The sequence below is a fragment of the Kribbella yunnanensis genome, assembly GCF_039529655.1.
Taxonomy (GTDB): domain Bacteria; phylum Actinomycetota; class Actinomycetes; order Propionibacteriales; family Kribbellaceae; genus Kribbella; species Kribbella yunnanensis.
Window position 1 is genome coordinate 350,962 of record NZ_BAAANF010000009.1, and the last position, 24,017, is coordinate 374,978.

19 protein-coding genes are annotated in these 24,017 nt (G+C 68.2%); 9 read left to right on the plus strand and 10 right to left on the minus strand.

All coding sequences use genetic code 11. From position 1 onward, the window contains the following. Positions 1-173: 173 nt before the first annotated feature. From ABD231_RS15095 to fusA, 3 genes are all read left to right on the plus strand, one after another. Positions 174-2,243 carry a M14 family zinc carboxypeptidase gene (locus ABD231_RS15095; RefSeq protein ID WP_344150988.1) on the plus strand — a complete coding sequence of 690 codons (2,070 nt, stop codon included), beginning with the start codon at positions 174-176 and terminating at the stop codon, positions 2,241-2,243. Between the two features lie 382 nt (positions 2,244-2,625). Next, the gene (locus tag ABD231_RS15100; RefSeq protein WP_344150991.1) at positions 2,626-4,281 is read left to right on the plus strand and encodes a S8 family peptidase; all 1,656 of its coding nucleotides are present in this window, start codon (positions 2,626-2,628) and stop codon (positions 4,279-4,281) included. Between the two features lie 375 nt (positions 4,282-4,656). Continuing rightward, on the plus strand, positions 4,657-6,705 hold the full coding sequence (gene fusA / locus ABD231_RS15105; protein WP_344150994.1) for an elongation factor G: 2,049 nt from the start codon (positions 4,657-4,659) through the stop codon (positions 6,703-6,705). A gap of 639 nt (positions 6,706-7,344) precedes the next feature. Here fusA and ABD231_RS15110 read toward each other — a convergent pair. The 10 genes from ABD231_RS15110 to ABD231_RS15155 form a co-directional block, all read right to left on the minus strand. Beyond that, positions 7,345-7,719: a YchJ family protein gene (locus ABD231_RS15110; RefSeq protein WP_344150996.1), complete on the minus strand. Its 375-nt coding sequence runs from the start codon at positions 7,717-7,719 to the stop codon at positions 7,345-7,347. A 62-nt stretch (positions 7,720-7,781) separates the two neighbouring features. Then, on the minus strand, positions 7,782-9,020 hold the full coding sequence (locus tag ABD231_RS15115) for an ATP-grasp domain-containing protein (protein ID WP_344150999.1): 1,239 nt from the start codon (positions 9,018-9,020) through the stop codon (positions 7,782-7,784). Beyond that, positions 9,017-10,285 (minus strand): MFS transporter, encoded by a 1,269-nt coding sequence (locus ABD231_RS15120; protein WP_344151002.1) that lies wholly within the window; start codon positions 10,283-10,285, stop codon positions 9,017-9,019. The genes ABD231_RS15115 and ABD231_RS15120 overlap by 4 nt, the downstream gene beginning before the upstream one ends. After that, positions 10,282-11,526, minus strand: a complete 1,245-nt coding sequence (locus tag ABD231_RS15125; RefSeq protein WP_344151005.1) for an ATP-grasp domain-containing protein — start codon at positions 11,524-11,526, stop codon at positions 10,282-10,284. Before ABD231_RS15125 ends, ABD231_RS15120 begins: the two co-directional genes overlap by 4 nt. Continuing rightward, positions 11,523-11,897 (minus strand): avidin-fold protein, encoded by a 375-nt coding sequence (locus ABD231_RS15130; RefSeq protein WP_344151008.1) that lies wholly within the window; start codon positions 11,895-11,897, stop codon positions 11,523-11,525. Before ABD231_RS15130 ends, ABD231_RS15125 begins: the two co-directional genes overlap by 4 nt. Continuing rightward, a complete protein-coding gene (locus tag ABD231_RS15135; protein ID WP_344151011.1) occupies positions 11,894-14,254 on the minus strand; it encodes an FAD-dependent oxidoreductase in 2,361 nt (786 codons plus the stop codon). Before ABD231_RS15135 ends, ABD231_RS15130 begins: the two co-directional genes overlap by 4 nt. A gap of 5 nt (positions 14,255-14,259) precedes the next feature. Further along, positions 14,260-15,609 (minus strand): class I tRNA ligase family protein, encoded by a 1,350-nt coding sequence (locus ABD231_RS15140; protein WP_344151014.1) that lies wholly within the window; start codon positions 15,607-15,609, stop codon positions 14,260-14,262. Beyond that, entirely contained in the window at positions 15,602-15,940 is a 339-nt protein-coding gene (locus ABD231_RS15145; protein ID WP_344151017.1) for a cupin domain-containing protein, read from the minus strand. The genes ABD231_RS15140 and ABD231_RS15145 overlap by 8 nt, the downstream gene beginning before the upstream one ends. A gap of 301 nt (positions 15,941-16,241) precedes the next feature. Then, complete coding sequence (locus tag ABD231_RS15150; RefSeq protein WP_344151020.1) at positions 16,242-16,652, minus strand: ferritin-like domain-containing protein; 411 nt, start codon at positions 16,650-16,652, stop codon at positions 16,242-16,244. After that, complete coding sequence (locus tag ABD231_RS15155; protein ID WP_344151023.1) at positions 16,649-17,200, minus strand: cell division protein FtsK; 552 nt, start codon at positions 17,198-17,200, stop codon at positions 16,649-16,651. The genes ABD231_RS15150 and ABD231_RS15155 overlap by 4 nt, the downstream gene beginning before the upstream one ends. A 153-nt stretch (positions 17,201-17,353) precedes the next feature. Between ABD231_RS15155 and rimP the strand changes: the two genes are divergently transcribed. The 6 genes from rimP to truB all read left to right on the plus strand — a co-directional run bounded on the left by rimP (position 17,354) and on the right by truB (position 23,969). Further along, entirely contained in the window at positions 17,354-17,881 is a 528-nt protein-coding gene (rimP, locus tag ABD231_RS15160; RefSeq protein WP_344151026.1) for a ribosome maturation factor RimP, read from the plus strand. Between the two features lies 1 nt (position 17,882). Beyond that, positions 17,883-18,875, plus strand: coding sequence for a transcription termination factor NusA (nusA, locus tag ABD231_RS15165; RefSeq protein WP_344151029.1), 993 nt, complete (start codon positions 17,883-17,885; stop codon positions 18,873-18,875). 45 nt (positions 18,876-18,920) lie between these two features. After that, positions 18,921-19,214 carry a YlxR family protein gene (locus ABD231_RS15170; RefSeq protein ID WP_344151032.1) on the plus strand — a complete coding sequence of 98 codons (294 nt, stop codon included), beginning with the start codon at positions 18,921-18,923 and terminating at the stop codon, positions 19,212-19,214. 135 nt (positions 19,215-19,349) lie between these two features. Further along, positions 19,350-22,547 (plus strand): translation initiation factor IF-2, encoded by a 3,198-nt coding sequence (infB, locus tag ABD231_RS15175; protein WP_344151035.1) that lies wholly within the window; start codon positions 19,350-19,352, stop codon positions 22,545-22,547. A gap of 97 nt (positions 22,548-22,644) precedes the next feature. Then, positions 22,645-23,082, plus strand: coding sequence for a 30S ribosome-binding factor RbfA (rbfA, locus tag ABD231_RS15180; RefSeq protein WP_344151038.1), 438 nt, complete (start codon positions 22,645-22,647; stop codon positions 23,080-23,082). Then, a complete protein-coding gene (truB, locus tag ABD231_RS15185; RefSeq protein ID WP_344151041.1) occupies positions 23,082-23,969 on the plus strand; it encodes a tRNA pseudouridine(55) synthase TruB in 888 nt (295 codons plus the stop codon). Before rbfA ends, truB begins: the two co-directional genes overlap by 1 nt. Positions 23,970-24,017 lie beyond the last annotated feature (48 nt).

Genomic DNA, 24,017 nt, shown 5'->3' on the forward strand with positions numbered 1-24,017 from the left:
AGATGCGGCGGGGTGACCGCGTCCAGCGGTGTTCTGCGTGGATCTCGTGAATCGGCTCGACTTCGGGTCCGTCTCGGGTGAGCATGTGCGGACGAGTCGCACCGCGCCGCCTGACAGGCAGCCTGCCGCCCGCGGTCCGACAGAGTGGGGGTACGCCCGAAATGAACTGGACCATGCGCCGTCGCACCGCCGTGGTGGGTTGCGCGGCCGCCGTCGCCGCGGTGGTCGCCGGGTTACAGGGGCTGCCTGCCCCGGCCCAGGCCGATCCGCCGCCGGACAACAGGTCACAGCTGCTCGACGTGAGCACGCCGACCCGCGCAGACAAAGAGAAGCTGCTCAAGCTCGGATTCGACGTCACCGAGCAGGCCGACGCCGACTCCGTCACGGTGTTCGCCGGGGACGCCCGCGAGCGGAGCCTGCTGAAGTCCGCCGGCTACGAGTGGACCGTCAAGGTCGCCGATGTTGAGGAGCAGAACCGTCTCGACCGCGCCAAGGACGCCGACTATGCGGCCAAGACCGCTGTCTCACCGCTGCCCAGCGGGCGCGACACCTACCGTCGGCTGGCCGACTACGAGGCGGATCTGACCCTGCTGGCCAAGAAGTACCCGAGGCTGGTCAAGCCGATCACGCTGCCCTACAAGACCGGCGAGGGCCGCACGGTCCGGGGTGTCGAGATCACCACCAACCCGCAGAACGTGAGCGACGGCAAGCCCGTCTTCCTCCTGATCGGCGCGCACCACGCCCGCGAGTGGCCGTCGGCGGAGACCGCGATCGAGTACGCCTTCGACCTCACCAAGAACTACGGCAAGAACAAGCGGATCACGTCGATCGTGCAGAACACGCGCACCATCGTCGTACCGATCATCAACGTCGACGGCTACAACACTTCGCGCGAGGCCGCTCCCAAGGGTGACTTCAGCAAGTTCGACTACGAGATGAAGCGCAAGACGTGTGAGGTGACGGCCAAGACGCTGCCCGAGGAGCTCGGCGGCGACTGCGGCAACAACCCGCAGGGCGTGCAGCGCGGTACTGACCCCAACCGGAACTACCCGGGCTTCTGGGGTGGACCGGGCGCGAGCACCAACTACCGCAGCGAGACCTACCGCGGTGACGGGCCGTCCATCCTGCCCGAGGTGCAGAACGTCCGCTGGGTCGTCTCCAACCGCCAGGTGACCGGACTGATCACCCTGCACACCTTCGGGAACCTGATCCTGCGTCCGCCGGGCGTGATGGCCGTGGGCGCACCCCCGGACGAGCCGGCGTACAAGGCTCTCGGAGCATCGCTGGCGGTAGACAACGGCTACACCAACCAGCCGAGCTACCAGCTGTACGACACCACCGGTTCGACCGAGGACTGGAGCTACTGGGCAACCGGCGGCTTCGGGTTCACGTTCGAGATCGGCTCGTCGTTCCATCCGCCGTACGCCGAAGGGGTCATCGCGCACTACCTCGGCCAGGCGCCGGCGCCGGGTGCGGGTACCGGCGGTAACCGCGAGGCCCTGCTGACGATGAGCGAGGCCACCGGTAACGCCAAGCTGCACTCGACCCTCCTCGGCGCGACCACACCCGGCCGCACGCTGAAGATCGCGAAGACCTTCCAGACGCCGACCTCGCCGGTGGTCCAGCCGGACGGCACGGCGAAGGACCCGATCATCTACACCGACAAGCTCGAGTCGACGCTGACCACCGGTCTCGGCGCGTTCAAGTGGTCGGTCAACCCGTCCACCCGCCCGTACGTCGCCGGCCGTTGGGGCCGTGACCCGGTCGCACCGACCCAGCCGTCGGTCACGTTGACCAACCCGGACGGGATCCCGGTCAAGGGCCAGTCCGAGACTGCCACGTTCACGATCAAGGCGCCGCCGGAGGCCGACAACGGCAAGGCCACGATCAAGATCGGCTGGAACAAGCCGGACGTCGACTGGGACGTCTACATCTACGGACCGGACGGCAAACGGGTCGCCCAGGCGGCGTCGCTGGCCGACCCGGAGGTCGCTGTCCTGCTCGACCCGGTGCCCGGCCAGTACACGGTCCAGGTGGAGAACTTCGACGGTGGTGAGACGGCCGACTGGACCGGCTCGGTCGAGTTCGCCCCGCCGACGCCCGCGTCGTACACCGGTGTCAAGGAGAGCTGGAAGCTGAGCTGCTACACCAAGGGCGGCAACCTTCTCGGCTCTCGCGACGTCACCGTCGACCGCGGTAGGACGGCCTGGGTCGGCGACCCCTGCCGCCGCTTCAAGGGCTGAGCCACCCCGCGGACCCCTCGGCGATCAAGCAGTACGCCGAGGGCTCCGCCGCCGTCGTACCGGCGCTGCTCAACCACGCACCTGGAGCTCCCCGTCTGTGGGCCTACTCGCAGGCGTTCGCTGGGCGATCTGCCGAAGGACAGGAGGTGTCGCCGGATCCGGTGTCGGAACTCGGCCCGGTGAGCGTGACGGCGGCATGTGCTGGGCGTATACGTCCTGTCGTTGGCGAACTCATCCACCTTGGGTGGTTGGCCGAGTGCGGTACGTGGTGACAACGTCGTCGTCTTCTCGGGTGGGGTATGTGGACCTAGCGTGAGGCTCGTCCGTGGGTATTCAGGGGAGGGATTCGCTCATGCGAGATGTTCGGAGAGGGTTGCTGGCGATGACTGGGGCGCTTGTCCTGGTGGCTGGTGCGGTTGTGGCGCCGGTTGGGGCTGGGGCGGGTGTTGCTGGGGGCGACACCGAGTACCTGGTTCTGCTGGAGGAGGGTGCGGATCGGAGTCAGGCCGTTGCGGCGGTTAAGGCGGCTGGCGGTGAAGTTGTTAAGGAGAACGCGAACCTGGGCACGTTGACTGTGCGTGCGGCCGCGTCTGGATTTGTTGGTCGGGTGTCGGCTTCTAGTGCGATTGAGGGGGCGGCGCGTAGTCGGCCGATCGGGACTGTGCCGCGGGTGGAGAAGCCGCTCAGTGTGGAGTCTGAGAACGGCGGAAGTGGAAAGGCCGCCGCGGGCAAGAAGGTTGTTGGGATGGATCCGCTGGATGCGCAGTTGTGGGGGCTGCGGATGGTTCGGTCGGATTTGGCGCGACGGGTTCAGCCGGGCAAGAAGGCGGTCAAGGTCGGTGTGCTCGATTCGGGGATCGATGCACGCAACCCGGACATCGCGCCGAACTTCGACTGGAAGTTGTCGCGGAACTTCGCGCCGGACATTCCCGAGATCGACGGAGTGTGTGAGTTCAGTGGTTGTGTCGACCCGGTTGGCTGGGACGACAGCGGGCACGGGACGCACGTGGCCGGCACGATTGGTGCCGCGGTCAACGGTGTTGGCGTTTCCGGGGTTGCGCCGAACGTGACGCTGGTAGAGATCCGCGGTGGTCAGGACAGCGGGTACCTGTTCCTCGGCCCGGTCACAGATGCTCTGACGTACGCCGGTGATGTCGGACTCGATGTCGTCAACATGTCGTTCTACGTCGACCCGTGGCTCTACAACTGCACCGCCAACCCGGCGGACAGCCCGGAGGCACAGGCCGAACAGCGCACCATCATCCGGGCGATGACCCGCGCCCTGAACTACGCGCACCGGCATGGTGTGACGCTGGTCGGTTCGCTCGGCAACAACCACGAGGATCTCGGCAAACCGCGCACTGACCTCTCGAGCCCGGACTTCCCGGCGGGCACGGAGTACCCGCGGCCGATCGACAACGCGACCTGTGTCGACCTGCCAGTCGAGGGTCCGCACGTGATCGGTGTGTCGGCGCTCGGTCCGTCGAGCACCAAGGCCGACTACTCCAACTACGGCACCGAGCAGATCGAGGTGTCCGCGCCCGGCGGCTGGTTCCGCGACTTCTTCGGTACGCCGCAGTTCCGGACCAACGGCAACCTGATCCTGTCGACGTACCCGGTCAACACCCTGCAGGCGAACGGTAGCGTCGACGCCGCCGGCGAGCTCACTCCCGCCGGTATCGCCCTCGGGGCACAGAAGCAGTGCCCGGCCGGAGTCACCGACTACACCAAGTGCGGCTACTACTTCCCGCTCCAAGGCACCTCGATGGCATCACCGCACGCCACCGGTGTGGCTGCCCTGATCGTCAGCCAGTACGGCAAGGGGCGCCCGGGTGGCTTCGGCATGGACCCGGACAAGGTCGGCCGGATTCTGATGGACACCGCCCAGTCCCGTGCCTGCCCGAACCCACCGTTGCTGACCTACACCAACGAGGGACGTCCCGCGGAGTTCAACGCACTCTGCGAAGGCACCCGCAACTTCAACGGCTTCTACGGCCACGGCATCGTCGACGCCTGGGCCGCCGTAACCCGCCGCTGACCGACGAGACCCAAGTGGGCTCAGACTGCTGGGCGAATCCGCTCCAACGCCCAGCAGTCGGGCCCCGGCATTCCCCGGTACGGCGGGAATTCGGTGGCTCGGTGTCGCCGTTGCTCCTACGCTTGGACCGAAGTCCGTACTGCCGCGACAGCGCGGTGGGCGTTCGACTACTGAGGGGAGCTCGGCCGTGCGTTACAGCATCGCTGTGCGAGTTCCCCTGTCACGGTACGACGTGATCCTGGTGTCTTCGTGCGTCAGGTCCCGGCTGCGCGGCCGGCACCTGTTCGTGACGAACTGATCCTGGCTGCTGCCCGGAGGCCGGTTCGTCCGCGAATTGCGCTGCCCTGATCCGGATCATCCGAAAGGCCATCGGCCATGCGTACGAACCTTGACCACTGTCGACAACACCACCCGCTCGCCGGCCTGCGCAATGTCGGCATCCTCGCCCACGTCGATGCCGGTAAGACCACCGTCACCGAACGGGTCCTGTATCTGACCGGCACCATTCACAAGCGCGGTGAAGTCCACGACGGCACGACTGTCACCGACTTCGACCCGCAGGAACGCTCTCGTGGGATCACGATTTTCGCCGCCGCCGTGAGTTGCGACTGGGACGGGCACTCGATCAACCTGATCGACACTCCGGGCCACGTCGACTTCTCCGACGAGGTGGAGCGGTCGCTGCGGGTGCTCGACGGTGCTGTGGCACTGCTCGACGCGGTCGCGGGAGTCGAACCGCAGAGTGAGTCGGTCTGGCGGCAGGCCGACCGGTACGGCGTACCGCGGATCGCGTTCGTCAACAAGATGGACCGCCCCGGCGCCGATCTCGATACCGCGGTGGCGTCGATCCGCGAGCGGTTGCACGTGACCCCGCTCGTGGTGCAGTTGCCGATCGGGAGCGAGACCGAGTTCAGCGGAGTGATCGACCTGGTCACGATGCGGGCGTACGTCTGGAACGACGACACCTTCGCGGAGATCGCGGTGCCGGAAGCCCTGCTGGAACAGGCGAGGCGACGGCGCCGGCTGCTCGAGGAGACAGTCGCTGAGCTCCACCCCGACGTACTGGAGGAGTTCTATGAGCGGTCATCGGTCTCGGCGGAGACGCTGACTGCCGCGCTGCGGGACCTGACCCGGTCCGGTGCCGGAGTCGTGGTCCTGTGCGGATCGGCGTACCGCAACCGCGGGATCGAGCCGTTGCTGGACGCCGTCGTCGCCTATCTACCTTCTCCGGCCGAGGTTCCGGCAGTGCGCGGTACGGCGGATGGAGTGGTGCAGGAGCGGGTTGCCGACCCGATGGCGCCGTTCGCGGCACTCGTGTTCAAGGTGAACTCGACCGCTACTGGCCGGCTGACGTACCTGCGGGTGTATTCGGGAACGATTCGGAAGGGAGGGACAGTGGTGGACGTAGGCGCGGGACGCACCGAGCGGATCAGCCGGATCCTGCGGGTGCAGGCCGACCAGCACGCTGAGGTCGAGCAGGCGGTCGCCGGTGACATCGTCGCGGTCGTCGGACCGAAGTCCGCCCGCAGCGGCGCCACGCTGTGCGCGCCGGCGGCACCCCTGTTGCTCGAGGCACCAGTGGTGACCGACCCGGTCGTCTCCGTGGCAGTCGAGGCTCGCAGGAGCACCGACAACGACCGCCTTGCGGCAGCACTGACGCGGCTGGTCGAGGAGGACCCGTCGTTGACGGTCCGGACCGATTCCGAGACCGGTCAGACGCTGTTGTCGGGCCTGGGCGAGCTGCATCTCGAGGTCGCGGTGGAGAAGGTACGTCGTGCTCACGGGTTGGAGATCGGAGTCGGTCGGCCACAGGTGACCTACCGCGAAACAGTCGCTCGCGGGGTGTCCGGGCTGGTGTATCGGCACGTCAAGCAGGACGGCGGTGCCGGTCAGTTCGCCCACATCACTCTCGATGTCGAACCGCTGGAGGTCACTGATGACTTCGCCTTCCAGTCGGTCGTGGTCGGTGGGCGAGTGCCGCAGGAGTACGTCCGCGCAGTCGAGGCAGGCTGCCGGGATGCTCTGGCCGAAGGACCCCTCGGCGGGCACCCGGTGACCGGAGTGCGCGTCACCCTGACGGACGGGGCCACCCATCCGAAGGACTCCTCGGAGTTGGCATTCCGTACGGCGGGCAGGTTGGGGCTCCGGGAAGCGTTGCGTGCGAGCGCGATGGTGCTCCTGGAGCCGGTCGCCGAGGTCACGGCGACCGTGCCTGAGGATGCCATGGGCGGCGTACTCGGCGACCTGGCGGCACGGCGTGGCCGGATCTCGGGTTCGACCGCGAGGTCCGGGGCGATGGTGATCGTCGCCACCGTGCCGCTGGCTGAGTTGTTCGGCTACGCGACGCAGTTGCGCAGCCGGACCCAGGGCCGGGGAACCTTCACCACCCGAACCACCGGCTACGTCCCGGCGCCGTCGCTGTAGAGGCACGCACAGACCCCGCCCGCGGGCGGGGTCTGTGTAACCCAGAGGCCTGTGTGGCAAAGGCTTCCAACCGGACTGGTGACCGGCCGGGTGGGTCAACGGCCGTTTCAGGACCAAGGGACCGCCGGAGTCGCTGAGCACTGGTACGACGAGTTTCTGGAAGGTGCCGATCGGGCCGGTGCCCTTGGTGTTGCCCCAGCCGTAGACGCCCGACGGCGCCGACGGCGTCGGCTGCGGGATTGACCTCGAGGGGGAGCGTCGGGACCCGGCACCGCAAGGTCGTTGCTGAGCGCAACACACCTTCGGTGGGCGATCTGCCGAAGGACAGGAGGTGTGGCTGGATCTGGTGTCGGCACTTGGCTCGGTGAGCGTGTCGGCGGTATCTACTGGGCGTATACGTCCTGTCGTTCGGCAGTTCCGTCCGGCGGTGTCGGTACGGACACGTAGTAGTACCTCGTGGGCGGTGCCGGTGCGTGCCGGGCACGCTCAGCGAGCGCCTGGTTCCGGGACTACTACGTGTCGTTGGCGTCGCCACCACCCACCCGCCTTCAGCTGCCCGCGGCGGGTCACGGCCGCCGGGCGTGGGCGGGGAACATCACTCGCGCCGCGACAAGCGCCCGCGGGTGGGGTTTACCACCTTCAGCGGACGGGGCTGACGTAGGTCCAGTCGCCGTTTTCGCGGGTGAAGTGGCTGTTTTCCTGTTGCGCGCCGCCCGCGTAGCTGGCGCGGAATTCTACGGTGCCTTCGGTGTGGAAGGGGGTGCCGTTGGTGGTCGCCAGGATCTCTAGGCCGGTCCAGCGGATGTTGGGGGAGAGCTCCAAAACCGGTGGGCGGGTGGTGGAGTGCCAGGTGCGGAGCAGGTACGCCGTGTCGCCGACTACGAAGGCGGTGTAGCGGGAGCGCATCAGTTGCTCGGCGGTGGTCGCCGTACGGGTGCCGTTGTGGAGGGCGCCGCAGCACTCGGCGTAGGTCGCGGGTAGGCCGCAAGGGCAGGGCGTGGTCGGGCCTGGCATAAACAAGATTCTCGCAGAGTGGGGCCGGGCGGTTGGTGGTCCGCCCGGACCCGTACGGCGTACTAGGGGGTCTCGATGATGATGTCGGCCTCCATTTCCAGTACACGTTGGTAGTCCTCGTCGAGGGTCTCGGGGTCGCTGTGGATGAGGATGACCCAGGCCAGGCAGGTGAAGAGGTCGACGGTCGCGGGGACGACCGCGTCTTCCTCGTGGAGGACCTTCCACCAGTGGAACGACTTGAGGTCTTCGATGCCGTCGAAGACCTCGCGGTTGCGGAAGTAGCCCTCGGACGGCGCGATGATGAAGATGCCGCGCAGATGCTGAACGAGGTCGAAGCCGGACCGCACCTCACCGCGGACGCGGTGGGCGACGGTTCGCTTGATGTGGTTGTCGCCGGTGGCCAGTTCGCTGACCATCTGGTGACCGCCGCCGGCGGGTCGGGCGGCTACCTCGATCAGCCGGGGGCCTTCGGCGGTCATCATCACTTCGACGTGGCCGCAGCCGATCCGGATGCCGACGGCGTCGAGGACGTCGCGGGTGTACGGCCAGAGTGCCTGGACCTCCGGGTCGTCCTCGGCGAGGAAGTCGATCCGGCGGTAGATGCCGATCTTGTCGCCGCGCCCGACCTTCGTGTACCGGCAGACGTCGACGAGCGCGTGCACGCCGTCGACGCTGTAGGTGTCGACCAGGTACTCCGTTCCTTCGGCGTACTCCTGGATGAGGACGGCGTCGTTGATCAGCCCCATCTTGTTCGCCCGGCCGAGCACCCGGTGGAAGCGCTCGCGCCAGTCGCCGCCCTCGAAGACGACGTACACCTCGTCGCCGGCGGCACTCTTCGGTGGCTTGATCACCAGCCGGCGGCCGAGCAGGTCGTTGGCCCGCAACCATTCCTCGGCCTCGGCCTCGTCGGCGGTCAGCACCTGCCGCAGCCGCGGCACACCCGCCGCCGACAGAGCCTGCGCCATCTCCCACTTGTCGCGCCGGGCCGATGCCAGCGCCGGCACGTTGCCCGTCCCCGGCAGCAGGATCTCGATCAGCTGATCACAAAGTTCGACCCCGCTCTCCGCGCCCGGCACCAAGTACGTCGGCTCGTACTGCCGCAGCTCCTCGGCCAACGCCACCACATCACCGGTGAAGTAGTGGACGTGATCGAAATCCTCCGGGTTCCACGAAGTCGTGTACGCCGGTGGTGGCTCCAGACCGCTCAGTACGGCGACCGGCTTCCGCCCCGCCGCACGGAACGCGGCCGGATACTCCTGACCTGTGGACAACGGATCCACGATGATCGTGTATTCGCTCATGCCTTGCCTCCTTCGGCGACTTCGGCAACTTCGGTGATGGGTGCGAGCTCGGTGGTCTCTTCAGCCCGCGCCGGAGCCATCCCGAAGTACGCGAGGACGAGTCCGATCGCAGCGAGCACACCGCACCACAGCCACACCTGGGTCCCGGCGCTGTTCCACACCCAGACCCCGAGGAACGGGCCGAGCGCCGATCCGAGACCGAACATCGCGTGCGCCCCACCGACGTACCGGCCGAGCAACGGTTTGGGCGCGGCCATGCCGGGATAGGCGAACATGGTCGGGCCGCCGACGATCTCGGCCAGTGTCCAGAGCAGTGTGCCGATCACGAAGATCGCCAGCCCGCCCGGCAGCGCGTAGAACGCGAGTCCACCACCGAGCAGCACGAAGCCGACCATCGCGACCGTCCGGGCCGGTTTGTTCTGCACGACCTTGGTCACCAGCAACTCGCAGGTGATCACGATGAACCCGTTCAGGGCGACCATCGCGCTGTACCACCAGGTCGAGAATCCCTCGACGTTCATGTGCAGCGGCAGCACCGCGAGGTACTGCATGTAGATCGCCGCGTTGATGAACATGCAGACGAGGAACAGCACGTACTTGTGATCCCGCAGTACGGCGACGTAGCTGCCCTTCGGCTGTGGTTCCGCGGCCGACACCTCGGAGACAGGTTTCGTCCGCCGAGGCAACGCGACGATGGCGACTGCTGCATAGGCGAGAGCGGCGACCGCTTCGCCGATGAACAGCAGGTTCCACGACACCGCGACGAGAGCGGCACCGATGAGCGGCGCGGCCGTCGTACCGAGGTTCATCGCCAGCCGGTAGATCGCGAACGTCATCACCTGCCGGTTCTGCGGCGTCAGCTCGGTCAGCAGCGCGGCCGAAGCCGGCCGATAGAACTGCCCGACCGCACCGGCCAGCGCCACCACGACGACGACCGCGGCATAGCTCGGCACGTACGCGATCGCCAGCACGAATCCGGCCATCCCGAACATGCTGATCATCACCGCGGCCCGCGGACCGATCTTGTCCGTCAACGAGCCGCCGATGATCAGACCGATCACCGAGCCACCGCCGTACACGCCGAGCGCCGTACCGGCCTGAACCGGGGTGAAGCCCTTCGACGTGGTCAGGAACAGCACCAGGAAGACCTGCAGGAACCAGCCGAGCTTGTTCACGAAGACGCCGACCAGCAACGCCTTCACCGGCCCGGGCGCCTCCCGAATGGTCTGCCAGATCCCCGCACTCTGCTCTTCAGTTGAACTCATGACGCCGGCTCCTTGGGATGACCGCTCCAGCGCAGCGCGCGCTCGGCCGCGTCCAATCCGGTCCGGCTCTCCGCGACGGAACCGGCGACGGCGGTCGCGTACGCGATCCGGCCCCACAGCGTGCCGTCCGGCGGGGGACTGGTCGTCTGACCGGCCTCCATCAGTACGACGAGTTGGTCGATCCCCGGCGTATCAACCGGGTCGAATGCGACCGAGTCGAGCACAGTGTCGTTCTCGTCGACGTAGAAGAACCGGACCCCACCGACCAGTGTCCGATCCGGCACCAACGAGGGCTGCCGTCCACACGCAACCGCGGCCGCGGCCAGTCCGGGATCGACCCCGGTCGCCTGCAACCCGAGGTACGGGATCAGGTCGCCGCCGATCCGGGCGTTGATCTCGATGACCTTCGGTCCGTCGGCCGTCATCATGATCTCGGTGTGCGTGACGCCGTCGGTGAACGCGATCGCCTTGTGCGCGTCGACCAGCACCTGCTGCAGCTGGTCGTCGGCGAGCAGCGGGTCCGTGGCGTCCACGAAGTGACCGATCTCTTCGGCGTACGGCGGGTAGCCGATCTCCTTGCGAGCAAGGCAGAACGGCGTGACCTGGCCATGGGAGACCGCGGCGTCGATGCTGATCTCGTACCCGTCGGCGAACTCCTCGACCAGCACCTTCACGTCGTAGTGCGGCGCCTCGGGGACGGTCGTGTCGTGCGCGAAGTCCCAGTTGTCCCGAAGCTCGGCGGCGTCGTTCACCTTCACCACACCGAGGCTGGCGGCCAGCGCGCGCGGCTTGAGGATGATCGGGTAGCCGAGCTTCTCCGCTGTCGCGAGCGCCTCGTCGACCGTGTCGACGAGCACCGACACAGGCTGCGGTACGCCGTGCTCGGCCAGTGCCGTCCTGGTCAGATGCTTGTCCCGGCATCGGTTGATCATCGCGACGTCGCCACCCGGCAGCCCGAGCGCCTCGGCCACATGAGCGGTCTGCAGGATCCGTGCCTCGTCCCAGCAGAGCACACCGTCGATCGGATCATCCTGATGCAGCTTCGTAGCCGCTGCGACCAGTGCCTCGGCGTCGAGCGTGGTCTCCAGCACTGTCCAGCCGTCCAGGTACTCCTTCTCCCAGGTCGGCTCGGAATGCAAAAACATGTGCAGCCGGTACTGCGGCGCGATCGACCGCAGGATGTACTCCCGGAACAACCGCATCCCGGTGGCAACCACCAGCAGATGGGGTTTGCCCGTCATGATGCCTCCCTCATTGGTTCGGGGATCTGCCGGATTCGGCTCACCCCGCGGGTCCCGTCGGCCCGCTCGAAATGGTCGGAGATCACGATGTTGCCCTGGGCATCGATCTCCGGGATGCTGTGGCAGCGGCCGCTGATCAGCTCACCGCTCCTGGTCAGCAGGCAGTACGACGCGTCGAACGAACCGTCCGCGCGGAGTCGCCCGACCAGCCGGCCACTGCGCAACGTGCCGCCGGCGTAGAACTCCGCCCAGACCACGTCGTCCTGGCGGTGATACTGCCCGTACGGCGCGTTGCCGGCCGGATCGTCGACGTCGAGGCGGAACCACACCCCGTCGACATCGGGTGCCGTGGATTCGGGTGCCGCGGTCACCAGTGCACCGCGCAGACGTCGTCGGAGATCGGGTAGATCTCCCGCTCGAACATCGAGTTGAGGACGATCGCGGCCCGGACCGGCAGTTGCGTCAGCCCGGCGTTCGTCAGGCCGTGGCTGTACCGGCTCGCGTTGAACGTGAAGATCTTGTGCCCGTTCATCCCCTTCCAGCGCACGGAGTAGTCCGACTCGACCAGGATCTGGCCGTCGTCGTCGGTCTCGATCCGCTCCCGCAGGTCGTCGTCGAACGGTGCCGCGACGTGCTCGCGACCGGCGGCCACGATCAGTTGCCGTACGACGTGCTCCTCCGGCAACGTGGTCGTCGAGCAGCACAGGCGGATGTTGCCGTCGGACAGCAGATCCGACGTACGGACATCGCGGCCGGGAAGCAGGGTGACCGGGAACTGGCCGAGTGACAGGAAGCCGTCGTAGTTCGCCTGGTAGAGCGCCCGCAAACCGCCCGGTGTGATGGCGTCGCCGCTGTAGCGCGAGTCGTCGATCATCTGCCGGCGCATGCCCCGGTTCAGGCCTTGCAGGTACTGGATGTGCGACGGCCGGTAGAGCTCGTTGGCCATTGGGGAGTCGTCGATGCTGCGGAACCACTGGTTGCGCCCGATCCACCGGATGTCTGTGAACCCCGCTCCGAGCAGCCGCAGTACCGACTCCAGACCGGTCTGGCCGCCGCCGACGACTGCGGTCGGTGCGGTCCGGTCCAGCGTGGCGAGCCGCTGACCGAGGTCGTCGGCGATGAACGCGCGCTCCGCGGGCAGACCGCCCAGGTACGCCGGGCGCACGGCCCGCGTGCCGAGTCCGAGGACCAGGTGTTCCGACACGGCGGTCGGGACGCCGTCGACGCTGATCTCGAAGCCCTCGTCGGTGATCGAGATCGAGTCGACCTGGGAGCCGAAGCGGACCACGCCGAGCTGTTCGGTGGCCCAGGTCAGGTAGCGCTCGTACTCGATCCGGGGGAGTGAGTCGAACTGGGAGTTGATCAGCGCATACAGCCGACCGGAGGTGACCAGGTAGTTCAGGAAGGTCAGCTCGTGGCGGGGATCGACCAGGGAGACGAGGTCCTTCATCCAGCCCGTCTGCATCCGCACCCCGGGGTAGAGCAGCGGCGTGTGCCAGCCGGTGCCGGGCCGGGAGTCGAACAGGGCGAGCCGCTCGCTGGTGACGTTCTTGTAGAGCGCCGCCAACGAGAGGTTGGAGGGTCCGGCCCCGATACCCACGGTGTGGTAGCGGGGCGTCGTTCGCTGCTGTTGGTGCATACCTCGTTCGGTGATCGTCATGCGCTTGTTCTCCGTCCGCGAAGTGGAGTTACTGGTCCCGCCGGTGGCGAGCAGTTCGCTCGCGGCGGCCCGGCTAGCGGCCAGCGCGGTCTTCACGCTGCCCCCGGACCCACCGGTGAAGGTGTAGAGCCGATGAGTTCCACCAGGGACCGGCCAGAGGGTCAGTACCGGTGGATCGGCATAACAGTCGGCCGCACTGACCAGGTGGTCGGGCGCCGACAACTCGAGGTGTGGCAGCCGCTCGGCCGCGATCCGGACCGTCTGGGCGACCAGGTCCGGGATCGGGGCACTGCTGCCGGGTGGAACGGACCAGCGCTGAGTGTCGACCCCGAGGAGCAGCCGGCCGTCTGCCGTTGGCCGTCCGTACAGGTCGCTGGTCTCGTCGACGAACATGGTCGGGAGGTCGCCGGCCACGGTGTAGACGGCGATCTGGATCGCCTTGGTCTTGGTGTGGTCGCTGAGCTGGTTCTCGGCGAGGAAGGTCGGCGTCCACGAACCCGTGGCGACTACGACCGCGTCGTACAGCTCAGTCCGGCCGGGGAGACGGCACGCGACAGAGCCGTCGGGCTGGGGGAGCAGTCGCAGGACAGGCCCGGTCAGCACCCGACTGGTCCGGCCGGCGGCTAGGCGTCGTACGACGGTGTGCCGAAGCCGGTCGGGATCGATGAAACCGGCCCGCTGTTCGCAGACGCCTACCGTGCCCTCGGGCAGGCCGTGCCAGCCGCGGTGACGCAGTTCGGTGCGGTCGAGAACCGCGGTCGAGCCCGGATGCGCGTGCTCGACCTCGGCCACCGCAGCGGCAAGCCCGTCGTACTCCGGAAGCAGGTAGGTGCACCCGGTCTCCGTGTACGTCGCTTGGTCGTGGAGCGTGCCGAGGAGTTCGGTCAGGCTGTCGATGGCCAAGCGGCGTTGCAGCGGATGCGTCTCGAACCCGCGGACCCCGCCACCCGAGGCCGCGGTCGCGTCGGTCCCGGGTGGGCCGGTGATGAGGTCAACGGCGACCTGGCTGCTCAGTCGCCAGGCCAGTAGCGATCCGGCGATCCCCGCGCCGATCACTCCGATGCGCATCCGGATCACCCCAGCCCGGTGAGCGCGGTGCGGAGCGACCCGGTGTCATCGGCGCCACCGGCCAGCAGGGTGAGCAGGCATCGCGCCGCCAGCGGTGGGTCGAAGGCAGCCGGCTGGAGCGCGGCCTCACCCCGGGCCAGTTCGATCGCGGCCAGCGCCGGATCGAGTGGTTCGGAGATCGTGCGGACGCCCGCCAGCAGCGGTTCGACGTACTCGGTGAAAGCCTGGAAAGAATGCTGGTTGAAATCGCTCTGATAGCGATCCGGCCGGTCCCAGGCCAGAAACAAACGAACGATTGACGGATCTCGTTGGCTGAGTAATTCCGTCGCTGTCATTCCGTGTTTCCGGCTGGTCGAGAATTTCGCCCCGTCCGAGGTGTAGAACTCGTTGACCACCAGCCCGGAAAGAGGCGACCGGGCGACCCCGGCAGCGGCCCACACGGCCGGCCAGTAGACGGCGTACCAGAATGCGTTGTCGAGACCGAGGAAATGCCAGAGCTCGCCGACGCGGCCGATCGCGGCCAGGTAGCCGGCGATGTCGGTGGCGCTTGGATCGACGGCCTGCGCGATGCCGTAGAGGTCGGTGAGTGCGACCTCGGTGTACGGGCAGATCCGCAGGCCGGTGAGCAGGCCGTCGCCTTCGATACCCCAGTTCGTCGGGAAGGCGAGCGGGATCTCCGGCAGCCCGGCTTTGAGGATGCGATCGACGAGTTCGCGGACGGCCGGGGGCAGTTGGGCCCGGACCCAGGTCTCGGTCAGCGCGGCGCGGTGGTCCTCCATCCGCAGGACCGGGACGGTCGCCTGGAACGGACGCGGCTCGCCGCCACAGCGACCGCAGAGCGGATCGATCATCGTCGCGACCTGGGTGAACGTGCCGCAGACCTCGCAGGCGCCGCCGGCCGCCGGCTCCTTGCACTCGCCGCACAGCCCGCTGAGGTAGGACTCGTGCAGCGTGCGATCGCAGTCGTTGCAGGCGTACAAGGTGATCTCGCGCAGCGGAGCCGCGCCGGACGTGATCAGGTGGTTCATCAATTGCCGGATCACCGGCGGGTGGCCGTCGCCGAGCGGGTCGGTGAATCGGTCATAGCCGATTCGGGCCCGGTCGTAGGTGTCGAGGATGTCGTCGCGGAACGCGGCGGTCATCGCGTGCGGATCGAGGCCCTCGTTCTCGGCCCGCGTCAGAACGTAGTTCTGATGGACATCGAGGCCACTGGTGACCACGACCTGTTCGCCCCGGGCGCGTGCTGCGCGGGCGGCGATGTCGGCGGCCAGGTACGGGCCGGACAGATGGCCGACGTGCAGCGGCCCGTTGACGGTCGGCTGCGGGAACGTGAAGACGCTGATCTGCTCACTCATCGATCGGCATCCAATAGGCGCTGAAGACGGTCAGTTCGACCGAATCCGACCGGTTCTGTACGACGTGCTGTTCGGTGCTGGAGAGCAGGAACGCGTTGCCCTGCTGGACTTCGTAGGTCGAGCCGCCGGTCAGGACATGCGCCGTACCGGCGACGACGAGGGACAGTTCGAGCTCGGGATGCTGGTCGAGCGGGCTCTCCGAACCGGGTGGGACGGAGTACCACATCGCCTGGAACGGCACTTCCCGATCGAGTTCATATTGTTCCCAGCGGACCACTCGCAGGTCTTTCACGAACAGGTCTTCGCCGGTGCGCAGGTCGAAAGTACGCATGCTTCGCCACCCTCCATGATCCTGCCGCGAGCAGGACCGAAGAAGTTGAAATCAAGCAGAAATGAAACGTACGGAACAAGGCGCTGAGAACGCGCCGAACCTTCGCGACCTGCGCCACCAACGCGGTCGTCGTGATACCCGGTGACCCCCCAGTCTCCGTGGCCGAAAATATAGGTAAGGTCGCGCTGTGAGTAAAGGGGAATACGCTATGAATTTCCGGCCGATGCGTAACTCCGCCGGAATTCCTTCGTTAGCGCCGGGATTTGACGGCGGACCGTGTCCGCACCGTCACTGAACGGATCTAAACCGCGCCCGGGAGGGCGACCGGTGCGCCACCCCAGACCACCTGCGCGGACGCGGTGGCGAGCAGTTCGTTGATGGCCAGCTGGCGGACCGGCGGCTGCTCGGCGGCCTCGACCAGATCGCCGTACGCCGCGGCCAGGCGGCGCTCGATGACGAGGATCAGCGCGGAGGCGCTGACCGCGTTCGTGACCGGCTGCGGCAGGTCGTACGCCGGTTCGGCGGCGACCGGGGTCTCACCGGCGGCCGCGATCAGGGCGCTCAGCTTGTCGCGGTTGTCGCGGTGCCGCTCGAACGTCTCGGTCGCGGACCGGAACTTGGCGCCGCTCAACTTGCCGCCGGCCACACCCACGCCGTACAGGGCCGCGTGTTCACCGGCGAGGGCGGCCTGCAGGGCCTCTATCTCACTCATGAGGAGGCCACCTTCTTGGTCGGGAGGAGGGTCGAGCCGAGTTGGACCTCGGACGCGGCGATCATCGCGAGCAGGCGGGCTGCGGATCCGGAGAGCTTGGCTGCGGCGGCCGCGTGGGCGGCCGAGGCGGCCTTCTCCTGCTTGGCGAGCAGCGCCAGGGCGGCGACCGACTGAGTCGGCACGGCCGGGGCCTTGGGTGCCTTGGGCACGGTTACGCCAGCCGTCTCCTGGAGCTTGGCCAGGTGGCCGGCGTGGAACTTGGCTGCGGCCGCCAGCTTGGGCTTGAGGGCCGGGAACTTCGTGCCGACGAGCGTGTACTGGGCGACCAGCGAGCTCACCGATCCGGCCGCGCTGCTGAGTGCTGCGACGACCGCGGGGTCAACGGCCGGCTCCTGTGGCACGGTCTTGCCGGATCCCGGGTCAACGGCTCCCGGCGTACCGGATCCGCCCTGATCGTCCTTGCAGCCGGCCAGCACGAATGCGCCCGTGGCCAGGGCTGTGGACTGCAGTGCGACGCGGCGTGACAGCCGGAGGGGTTCGATCGGCACCCCGGAACCTTACCCGGTGACAGGTCGTTGATCGGCCTGGGACAAGGCGGTGACGTGAGCACCCTCCGGAGCCGGATAAGGTGGACTACTGCCCTCGGCCGGACCGCCGGGGTGGGTACGGGCGCACAACTGCAAAGAGAGGCAGGTCTACCTGTGAGCCGAAGGACTGACCACACGGACACCACGAGCCTCGAGAACTTCCTCCAGCCCCTCGTCGCCCAGTTCGGCGCCGACCTGGAGGAGACCGACATCGTGCCGGTCGGCAAGCGCCGGATCCTGCGGGTCCTGATCGACCGCGACGGCGGGATCACCCTCGACGACGTCGCGGACGTCACCCGTGCCATCTCCAAGGCGCTGGACGAGGACGACAAGCTGATGGGCGCGAGTGCCTACACGCTGGAGGTTTCCAGCCCCGGCGTCGACCGGCCGCTCACGCTGCCCCGGCACTGGCGCCGCAACATCACCCGCCTGGTCGCGGTCACCCTGACGAACGGTCAGAAGGTGACCGGCCGCATCAAGACCGCCTCCGACGAGGCGGCCGAACTGGATGTCAAGGGCAAGCTCCGATCGGTCGCGTACAGCGATGTGGAGAAGGCCAAGGTCCAGATCGAGTTCAACCGGCCCGCCGGCGACGACACTGAAGAAGAAGCACCTGCCGACGGCACGGTGGAGGAGAACTGACATGGATATCGACATGGCCGTCCTGCGGTCACTCGAACGGGAGAAGGACATCTCCCTGGACATCGTCGTCGACGCGATCGAGGCGGCGCTGCTGGTGGCCTACCACCGCACCGAGGGCGCACAACAGCACGCGCGCGCCGAGCTGGACCGCAAGACCGGGCACGTGAGTGTGATGGCGCGCGAGTTCGACGACGAGGGCACGCTGCTCCGTGAGTACGACGACACTCCGGCCGACTTCGGCCGGATCGCCGCCACCACGGCCAAGCAGATCATCCTGCAGCGGCTGCGCGACGCCGAGGACGAGGTCCGGTACGGCGAGTTCTCCGGCAAGGAGGGTGACATCGTCTCCGGCGTGGTCCAGCAGGGCCGCGATCCGCGCTCGGTGATGGTCGACCTCGGCAAGATCGAGGCCGTGCTGCCGGCGCCCGAGCAGGTGCCGGGGGAGAAGTACGACCACGGCTCCCGGCTGCGGGTCTACGTCGTCGGCGTCCGGAAGGGTTTCAAGGGCCCGCAGATCACGGTCAGCCGGACACACCCGAACCTGGTCAAGAAGCTGTTCGCGCTGGAGGTCCCGGAGATCGCCGACGGCACCGTCGAGATCACCGCGATCGCGCGGGAGGCCGGTCACCGGACCAAGATCGCCGTTCGCACCCTGAACCCGTCGGTGAACGGGAAGGGCGCCTGTATCGGCCCGATGGGCCAGCGCGTGCGCAACATCATGCACGAGCTGCACGGCGAGAAGATCGACATCATCGACCACAGCGACGACCCGGCCACCTTCGTCGGGAATGCGTTGTCCCCGGCGCAGGTTACGTCTGTGGAGGTCGTCGACGCGGCCGCCCGCGCCGCGCGGGTCGTCGTGCCGGACTATCAGCTGTCCCTCGCGATCGGCAAGGAAGGCCAGAACGCCCGCCTCGCGGCCCGGCTCACGGGCTGGCGGATCGACATCCGGCCGGATACCGATGTGACTGGTGAGGACAAGAAGGTAGACTGATCTCTCGGTCGGTCGACTGAGCCGTATCCACACCCTGAGGAAGAAGTGACAGACGCGCGTCCAGGCAAGGTTCGGACGCGTACCTGTATCGGGTGCCGGAAGCGGAGCAGCCCGGCTGACCTGCTGCGGATGACGGTGTCCGGAAGGCTTGTCCTCCCGGATCCCGAGCATCGGGCTCCCGGCCGTGGAGCGCACCTGCACCCCACGACCGAGTGCTTCGAGCTCGCCGTCCGGCGTAAGGCGTTCCCGCGGGCCTTCAAGGTCCAGGGGCCGCTGGAAGTGACCGGGCTGCGTGAGCACGTAGCGCAGCGTGATAATCAAGATGTACACACGGCCTGACCGGGCTGTGTGACCGACATGAAGGCGGGTCATCGACTCATGACCACTCGATGAGTGTCTACCGATGAGTGCAATGCGATGAGCACGTACGTCAACTAACGGTCCGCGCCCCAGGCTCGGACCAGAGGGAGAGTAGTGGCAAAGGTCCGGGTCTACGAGCTCGCGAAAGAGCTCGGAGTTACCAGCAAGGTCGTCCTGACCAGGCTGAACGACATGGGTGAGTTCGTCCGATCGGCATCCTCGACCATCGAGGCGCCGGTTGTGCGGCGGTTGGCGGAGGAGTTCGAGAAGAACCCGCCGAAGAAGCGCGCGGCCAAGAAGGCCGCCGCCAGTACGTCTGCCGCGCCGCAGGCGACCGCTCCGGTGGTCCCCGCGGAGCCGGTGGAGAAGTCCGAGCCGGCCGCTCCCGCGGCACCGGCCGAGCGCCCGGCGCCCGTAGCCGAGGCCGCTCCGGCTCCGGTCGCGCAGGCTCCGGTGACCGAGCAGGCCGAGGCCGCTCCGGTGGCTCCGGCTGCCAAGGCGACGCCGGGCATCAAGCCGGGTCCGCGTCCGGGCCCGAAGCCGCGTCCGCGCGCCGAGACCCCGGCCGCACCGGTCGAGGCTCCCGCTGCGGCTGCTGCTCCGGCTGCGCCGGTCGAGGCACCGGTTACCCCGAAGACGGAGGCCCCCGCGGCCACGCCGTCGTTCGAGGCTCCGGCTGCCAAGGCGGCTCCGGCCCCCGAGGCCGCAGCGCCGGCCGCTCCGGCCACGCCGCGTCCGGCGGCCGACCGTCCGGGCCCGCGTCCGGGTGGACAGGGTGGCGGTCAGGGCTCTGCCCCGCGTCCGGGTGCGGCTCCGCGTCCGGGTGGCTCCGCGCCGCGTCCGGGTGCGCCCCGGCCCGGTGGCAACGCACGTCCGGGTGGCCAGGGTGGTGCCCCGCGTCCGGGTGCACCGCGTCCGGGCAACAACCCGTTCAGCTCTACGCAAGGCATGCAGCGCGGTGGCGCACGTCCGGGCCCGGGTGGCCAGGGCGGCGGCCAGGGCGCTCCCAGCCCGGCCGGGATGGCTCCGCGTCCGCCGGCGGCCCGCGATGGTGGCGGCCGCGACGACCGGCGGGGCGGTAACGACCGTCCGCCGCGTTCCGGCGGCGTACCGGGTGCTCCGCGCCCGAACCCGGCGATGATGCCGAAGTCCTCGGCCGGTACGTTCACCGGCCGTCCCTCGGGTCCCGGTGGGGGCCCAGGCGGCGGTGGTGGCGCCGGCGGTCGTGGTCGCCCAGGTGGCGGCGGTCCGGGTGGAGCCGGTGGCGGCGCCCGTCCGGGTGGCGGCGGCGGTGGCGGCGGCTTCCGTCCCGGCGGCGGCCCGAGCGGTCCTCCCGGTGGTGGCGGCGGTGGCCGTCCGGGTCCGGGCAACCGGGGCCGTGGCGGAACGCAGGGTGCCTTCGGGCGTCCGGGCGGTCCGGCTCGTCGTGGCCGGAAGTCGAAGCGCGCCAAGCGCCAGGAATTCGACAACATGCAGGCACCGGCGGTCGGTGGCGTTCGCGTCCGGCACGGTGACGGCGAGGTCGTGAAGCTCGCCCGTGGCGCGTCCCTGACGGACTTCGCCGAGAAGGTCGGAGTCGACCCGGCGTCGCTGGTGCAGGTGCTGTTCCACCTCGGTGAGATGGTCACCGCGACCCAGTCGGTCAACGAAGAGGTCCTGCAGCTGCTGGGCACCGAGCTGAACTACGACGTTCAGGTCGTGTCCCCGGAGGACGAGGACCGCGAGCTGCTCCAGTCGTTCGACATCGACTTCGGATCCAACGAGGGCGATGACGGTGACCTGGTCAAGCGGCCGCCGGTCGTGACCGTGATGGGTCACGTCGACCACGGTAAGACGAAGCTGCTGGACGCGGTCCGGGAAGCGAACGTCGTCGCCAAGGAAGCCGGTGGCATCACCCAGCACATCGGTGCCTACCAGGTGACCACCACGGTCGACGGCGAAGAGCGCGCCATCACCTTCGTCGACACCCCGGGTCACGAGGCGTTCACCGCCATGCGTGCCCGTGGTGCGCAGGCCACCGACATCGTCATCCTGGTGGTCGCGGCCGACGACGGCGTGATGCCGCAGACGATCGAGGCCCTGAACCACGCTCGCGCGGCGGGTGTCCCGATCGTGGTCGCGGTCAACAAGATCGACGTCCCGGCGGCGGACCCGGCCAAGGTGCGCGGTCAGCTGACCGAGTACGGCCTGGTCCCCGAGGAGTACGGCGGCGACACGATGTTCGTCGACGTCTCGGCGAAGTCCCGGATCAACATCGACGGCCTGCTCGAGGGCGTCGTACTGACCGCGGACGCGGCACTGGACCTGCGGGCCAACCCGAACATGCCGGCCCAGGGCATCGCGATCGAGGCCAACCTCGACAAGGGCCGTGGTCCGGTGGCGACCGTGCTGGTTCAGCGCGGCACGCTGCGGGTCGGCGACTCGATGGTCGCGGGACCGGCGTACGGCCGGGTCCGGGCCATGCTCGACGAGCACGGCGACCCGGTCGAAGAGGCCACGCCGTCGCGTCCGGTCCTGGTCCTCGGTCTGACCGCGGTCCCGGGTGCGGGTGACAAGTTCCTGGTGGTGGACGACGACCGGATGGCCCGGCAGATCGCTGAGAAGCGTGAAGCCCGGGCTCGTGCGGCCGCCAATGCCAAGCGTCGTGCGCGCCGGACCCTCGAGGACTTCATGGCCTCGATGGAGAAGGGCGAGACGCAGGAGCTGCTGCTCATCCTCAAGGGTGACGTGTCCGGTTCGGTCGAGGCGCTGGAAGACGCGCTGGTCCGGATCGAGGTCGACGACGAGGTCAACCTGCGCGTCATCGACCGTGGCGTCGGTGCGATCAACGAGAACGATGTCAACCTGGCCATGGCCTCGAACGCCGTCATCATCGGCTTCAACGTGCGGCCGGCGGGCAAGGCCGGCGACGTCGCCGAGCGCGAGGGCGTCGACATCCGGTACTACTCGGTGATCTACTCCGCGATCGACGACATCGAGGCGGCCCTGAAGGGCATGCTCAAGCCGGTCTACGAGGAGGCCGTGCTCGGCCACGCGGAGATCCGCGAGATCTTCCGCTCCTCGAAGGTGGGCAACATCGCCGGCTGCTGGGTGACCGACGGGCTGGTCCGCCGGAACGCCAAGATCCGGTTGATCCGCGACGGTGCGGTGATCGTCGAGAACGGCGACCTGTCGTCGCTGAAGAGGTTCAAGGACGACGCGTCCGAGGTCCGCGAGGGCTTCGAGTGCGGTCTGACGGTGAACAACTTCAACGACATCAAGATCGGCGACGTCGTGGAGTCCTTCGAGCTCCGCGAGAAGCCGCGGAACTGAACCAGGTGACGGCTCGCTGAGCCGTCGAGGAGTAGCGTCCGGAGAGACGGTCAAACGTCTCTCCGGACGTTCTTCATGAATGAGGGAGTGAGCCCTGATGGGCGAAGCAAGGGCCAAGCAGCTGGCCGACCGGATCCAGGTGCTCGTCGCCGAGTTGCTGGAGCGCCGGGTCAAGGACCCGCGACTGGGATTCGTCACCGTGACGGACGCGAAGCTGACCGCCGATCTGGGCGAGGCGAGCGTCTTCTACACGGTGTACGGCAATGAGCAGGACCGGGCGTCCACCGCGGCCGCGCTGGAGTCGGCCCGTGGGCTGATCCGCAGCGAGGTCGGCAAGGCGCTCGGGCTGCGGCGCGCGCCGAGTGTCGCGTTCTACCTGGACGCGGTCCCGGAGACCGCCGGCCAGATCGAGGAACTGCTCGCGAAGGCCCGCCAGGCCGACGCCGAGGTGGCCAAGGCCGCCGCCGGTGCGAAGCCGGCCGGTGACGCCGACCCGTACAAGAAGCCGCACGAAGACGAGGACGCCGAAGACTAGTGGGTGACTTCACGCCGTCCTCGGACGGCATCGTCGTCGTCGACAAACCCGCGGGGATGACCTCGCACACGGTCGTCGCGAGGGTCCGGCGGCTGGCAGGGACCCGCAAGGTGGGCCATGCCGGCACGCTGGACCCGATGGCGACCGGCGTGCTGGTCGCCGGCCTCAACCGTGCGACCCGCTTGCTCGGTCATCTCCAGCTCGCCGACAAGTCGTACGACGCCACGATCCGCCTCGGCGCGGTGACGACGACGGATGACGCGGAGGGGTCAGTTGTTTCGACTGCTCCGGTCGATGGCGTCACCGTGGAAGCGATCAGGACCGCAGCGGCGGCGTACCGGGGTGAGATCTCGCAGATCCCGTCGGCGGTATCCGCGATCAAGGTCGACGGTAAGCGGGCTTACGAACGTGTGCGTGCGGGCGAAGAGGTTGAGCTCAAGGCGCGCACGGTGACTGTGTCGCGGTACGACATTCTCGAGGTGCGCGTCGGGGACACGTGGATCGATATCGACGTGTCCGTTGACTGTTCGAGCGGGACCTACATTCGTGCGCTGGCCCGTGACCTCGGTGCCGATCTCGGAGTAGGCGGCCACCTGACGGCGCTTCGCCGTACCAGGGTTGGGTCCTTCGACCTGAAGGCTGCGCACACGCTCGAGGAGCTCGCCGAGGACTTCGTCTGGCTGCCGATCGCAGATGTTGCCGCCAGCACCTTCCCGCGGTACGACGTCGATGTCGAGCAGGCAACCGCTATCCGCACCGGCCGTCCGTTGCCGGGGCTGAACCTCGCGCCCGGCCAAACCGCCATGTTCGACCCCACCGGCACCTTCCTCGCGCTCTACGAACCGCACGGGCCGGTGGCGAAGCCGACCGCGGTGTTCGTCGGCTGACTGCCCCATCCCTCTCTCGCCTCGCGCCCAAAGGTGGGTCGCCTTCTC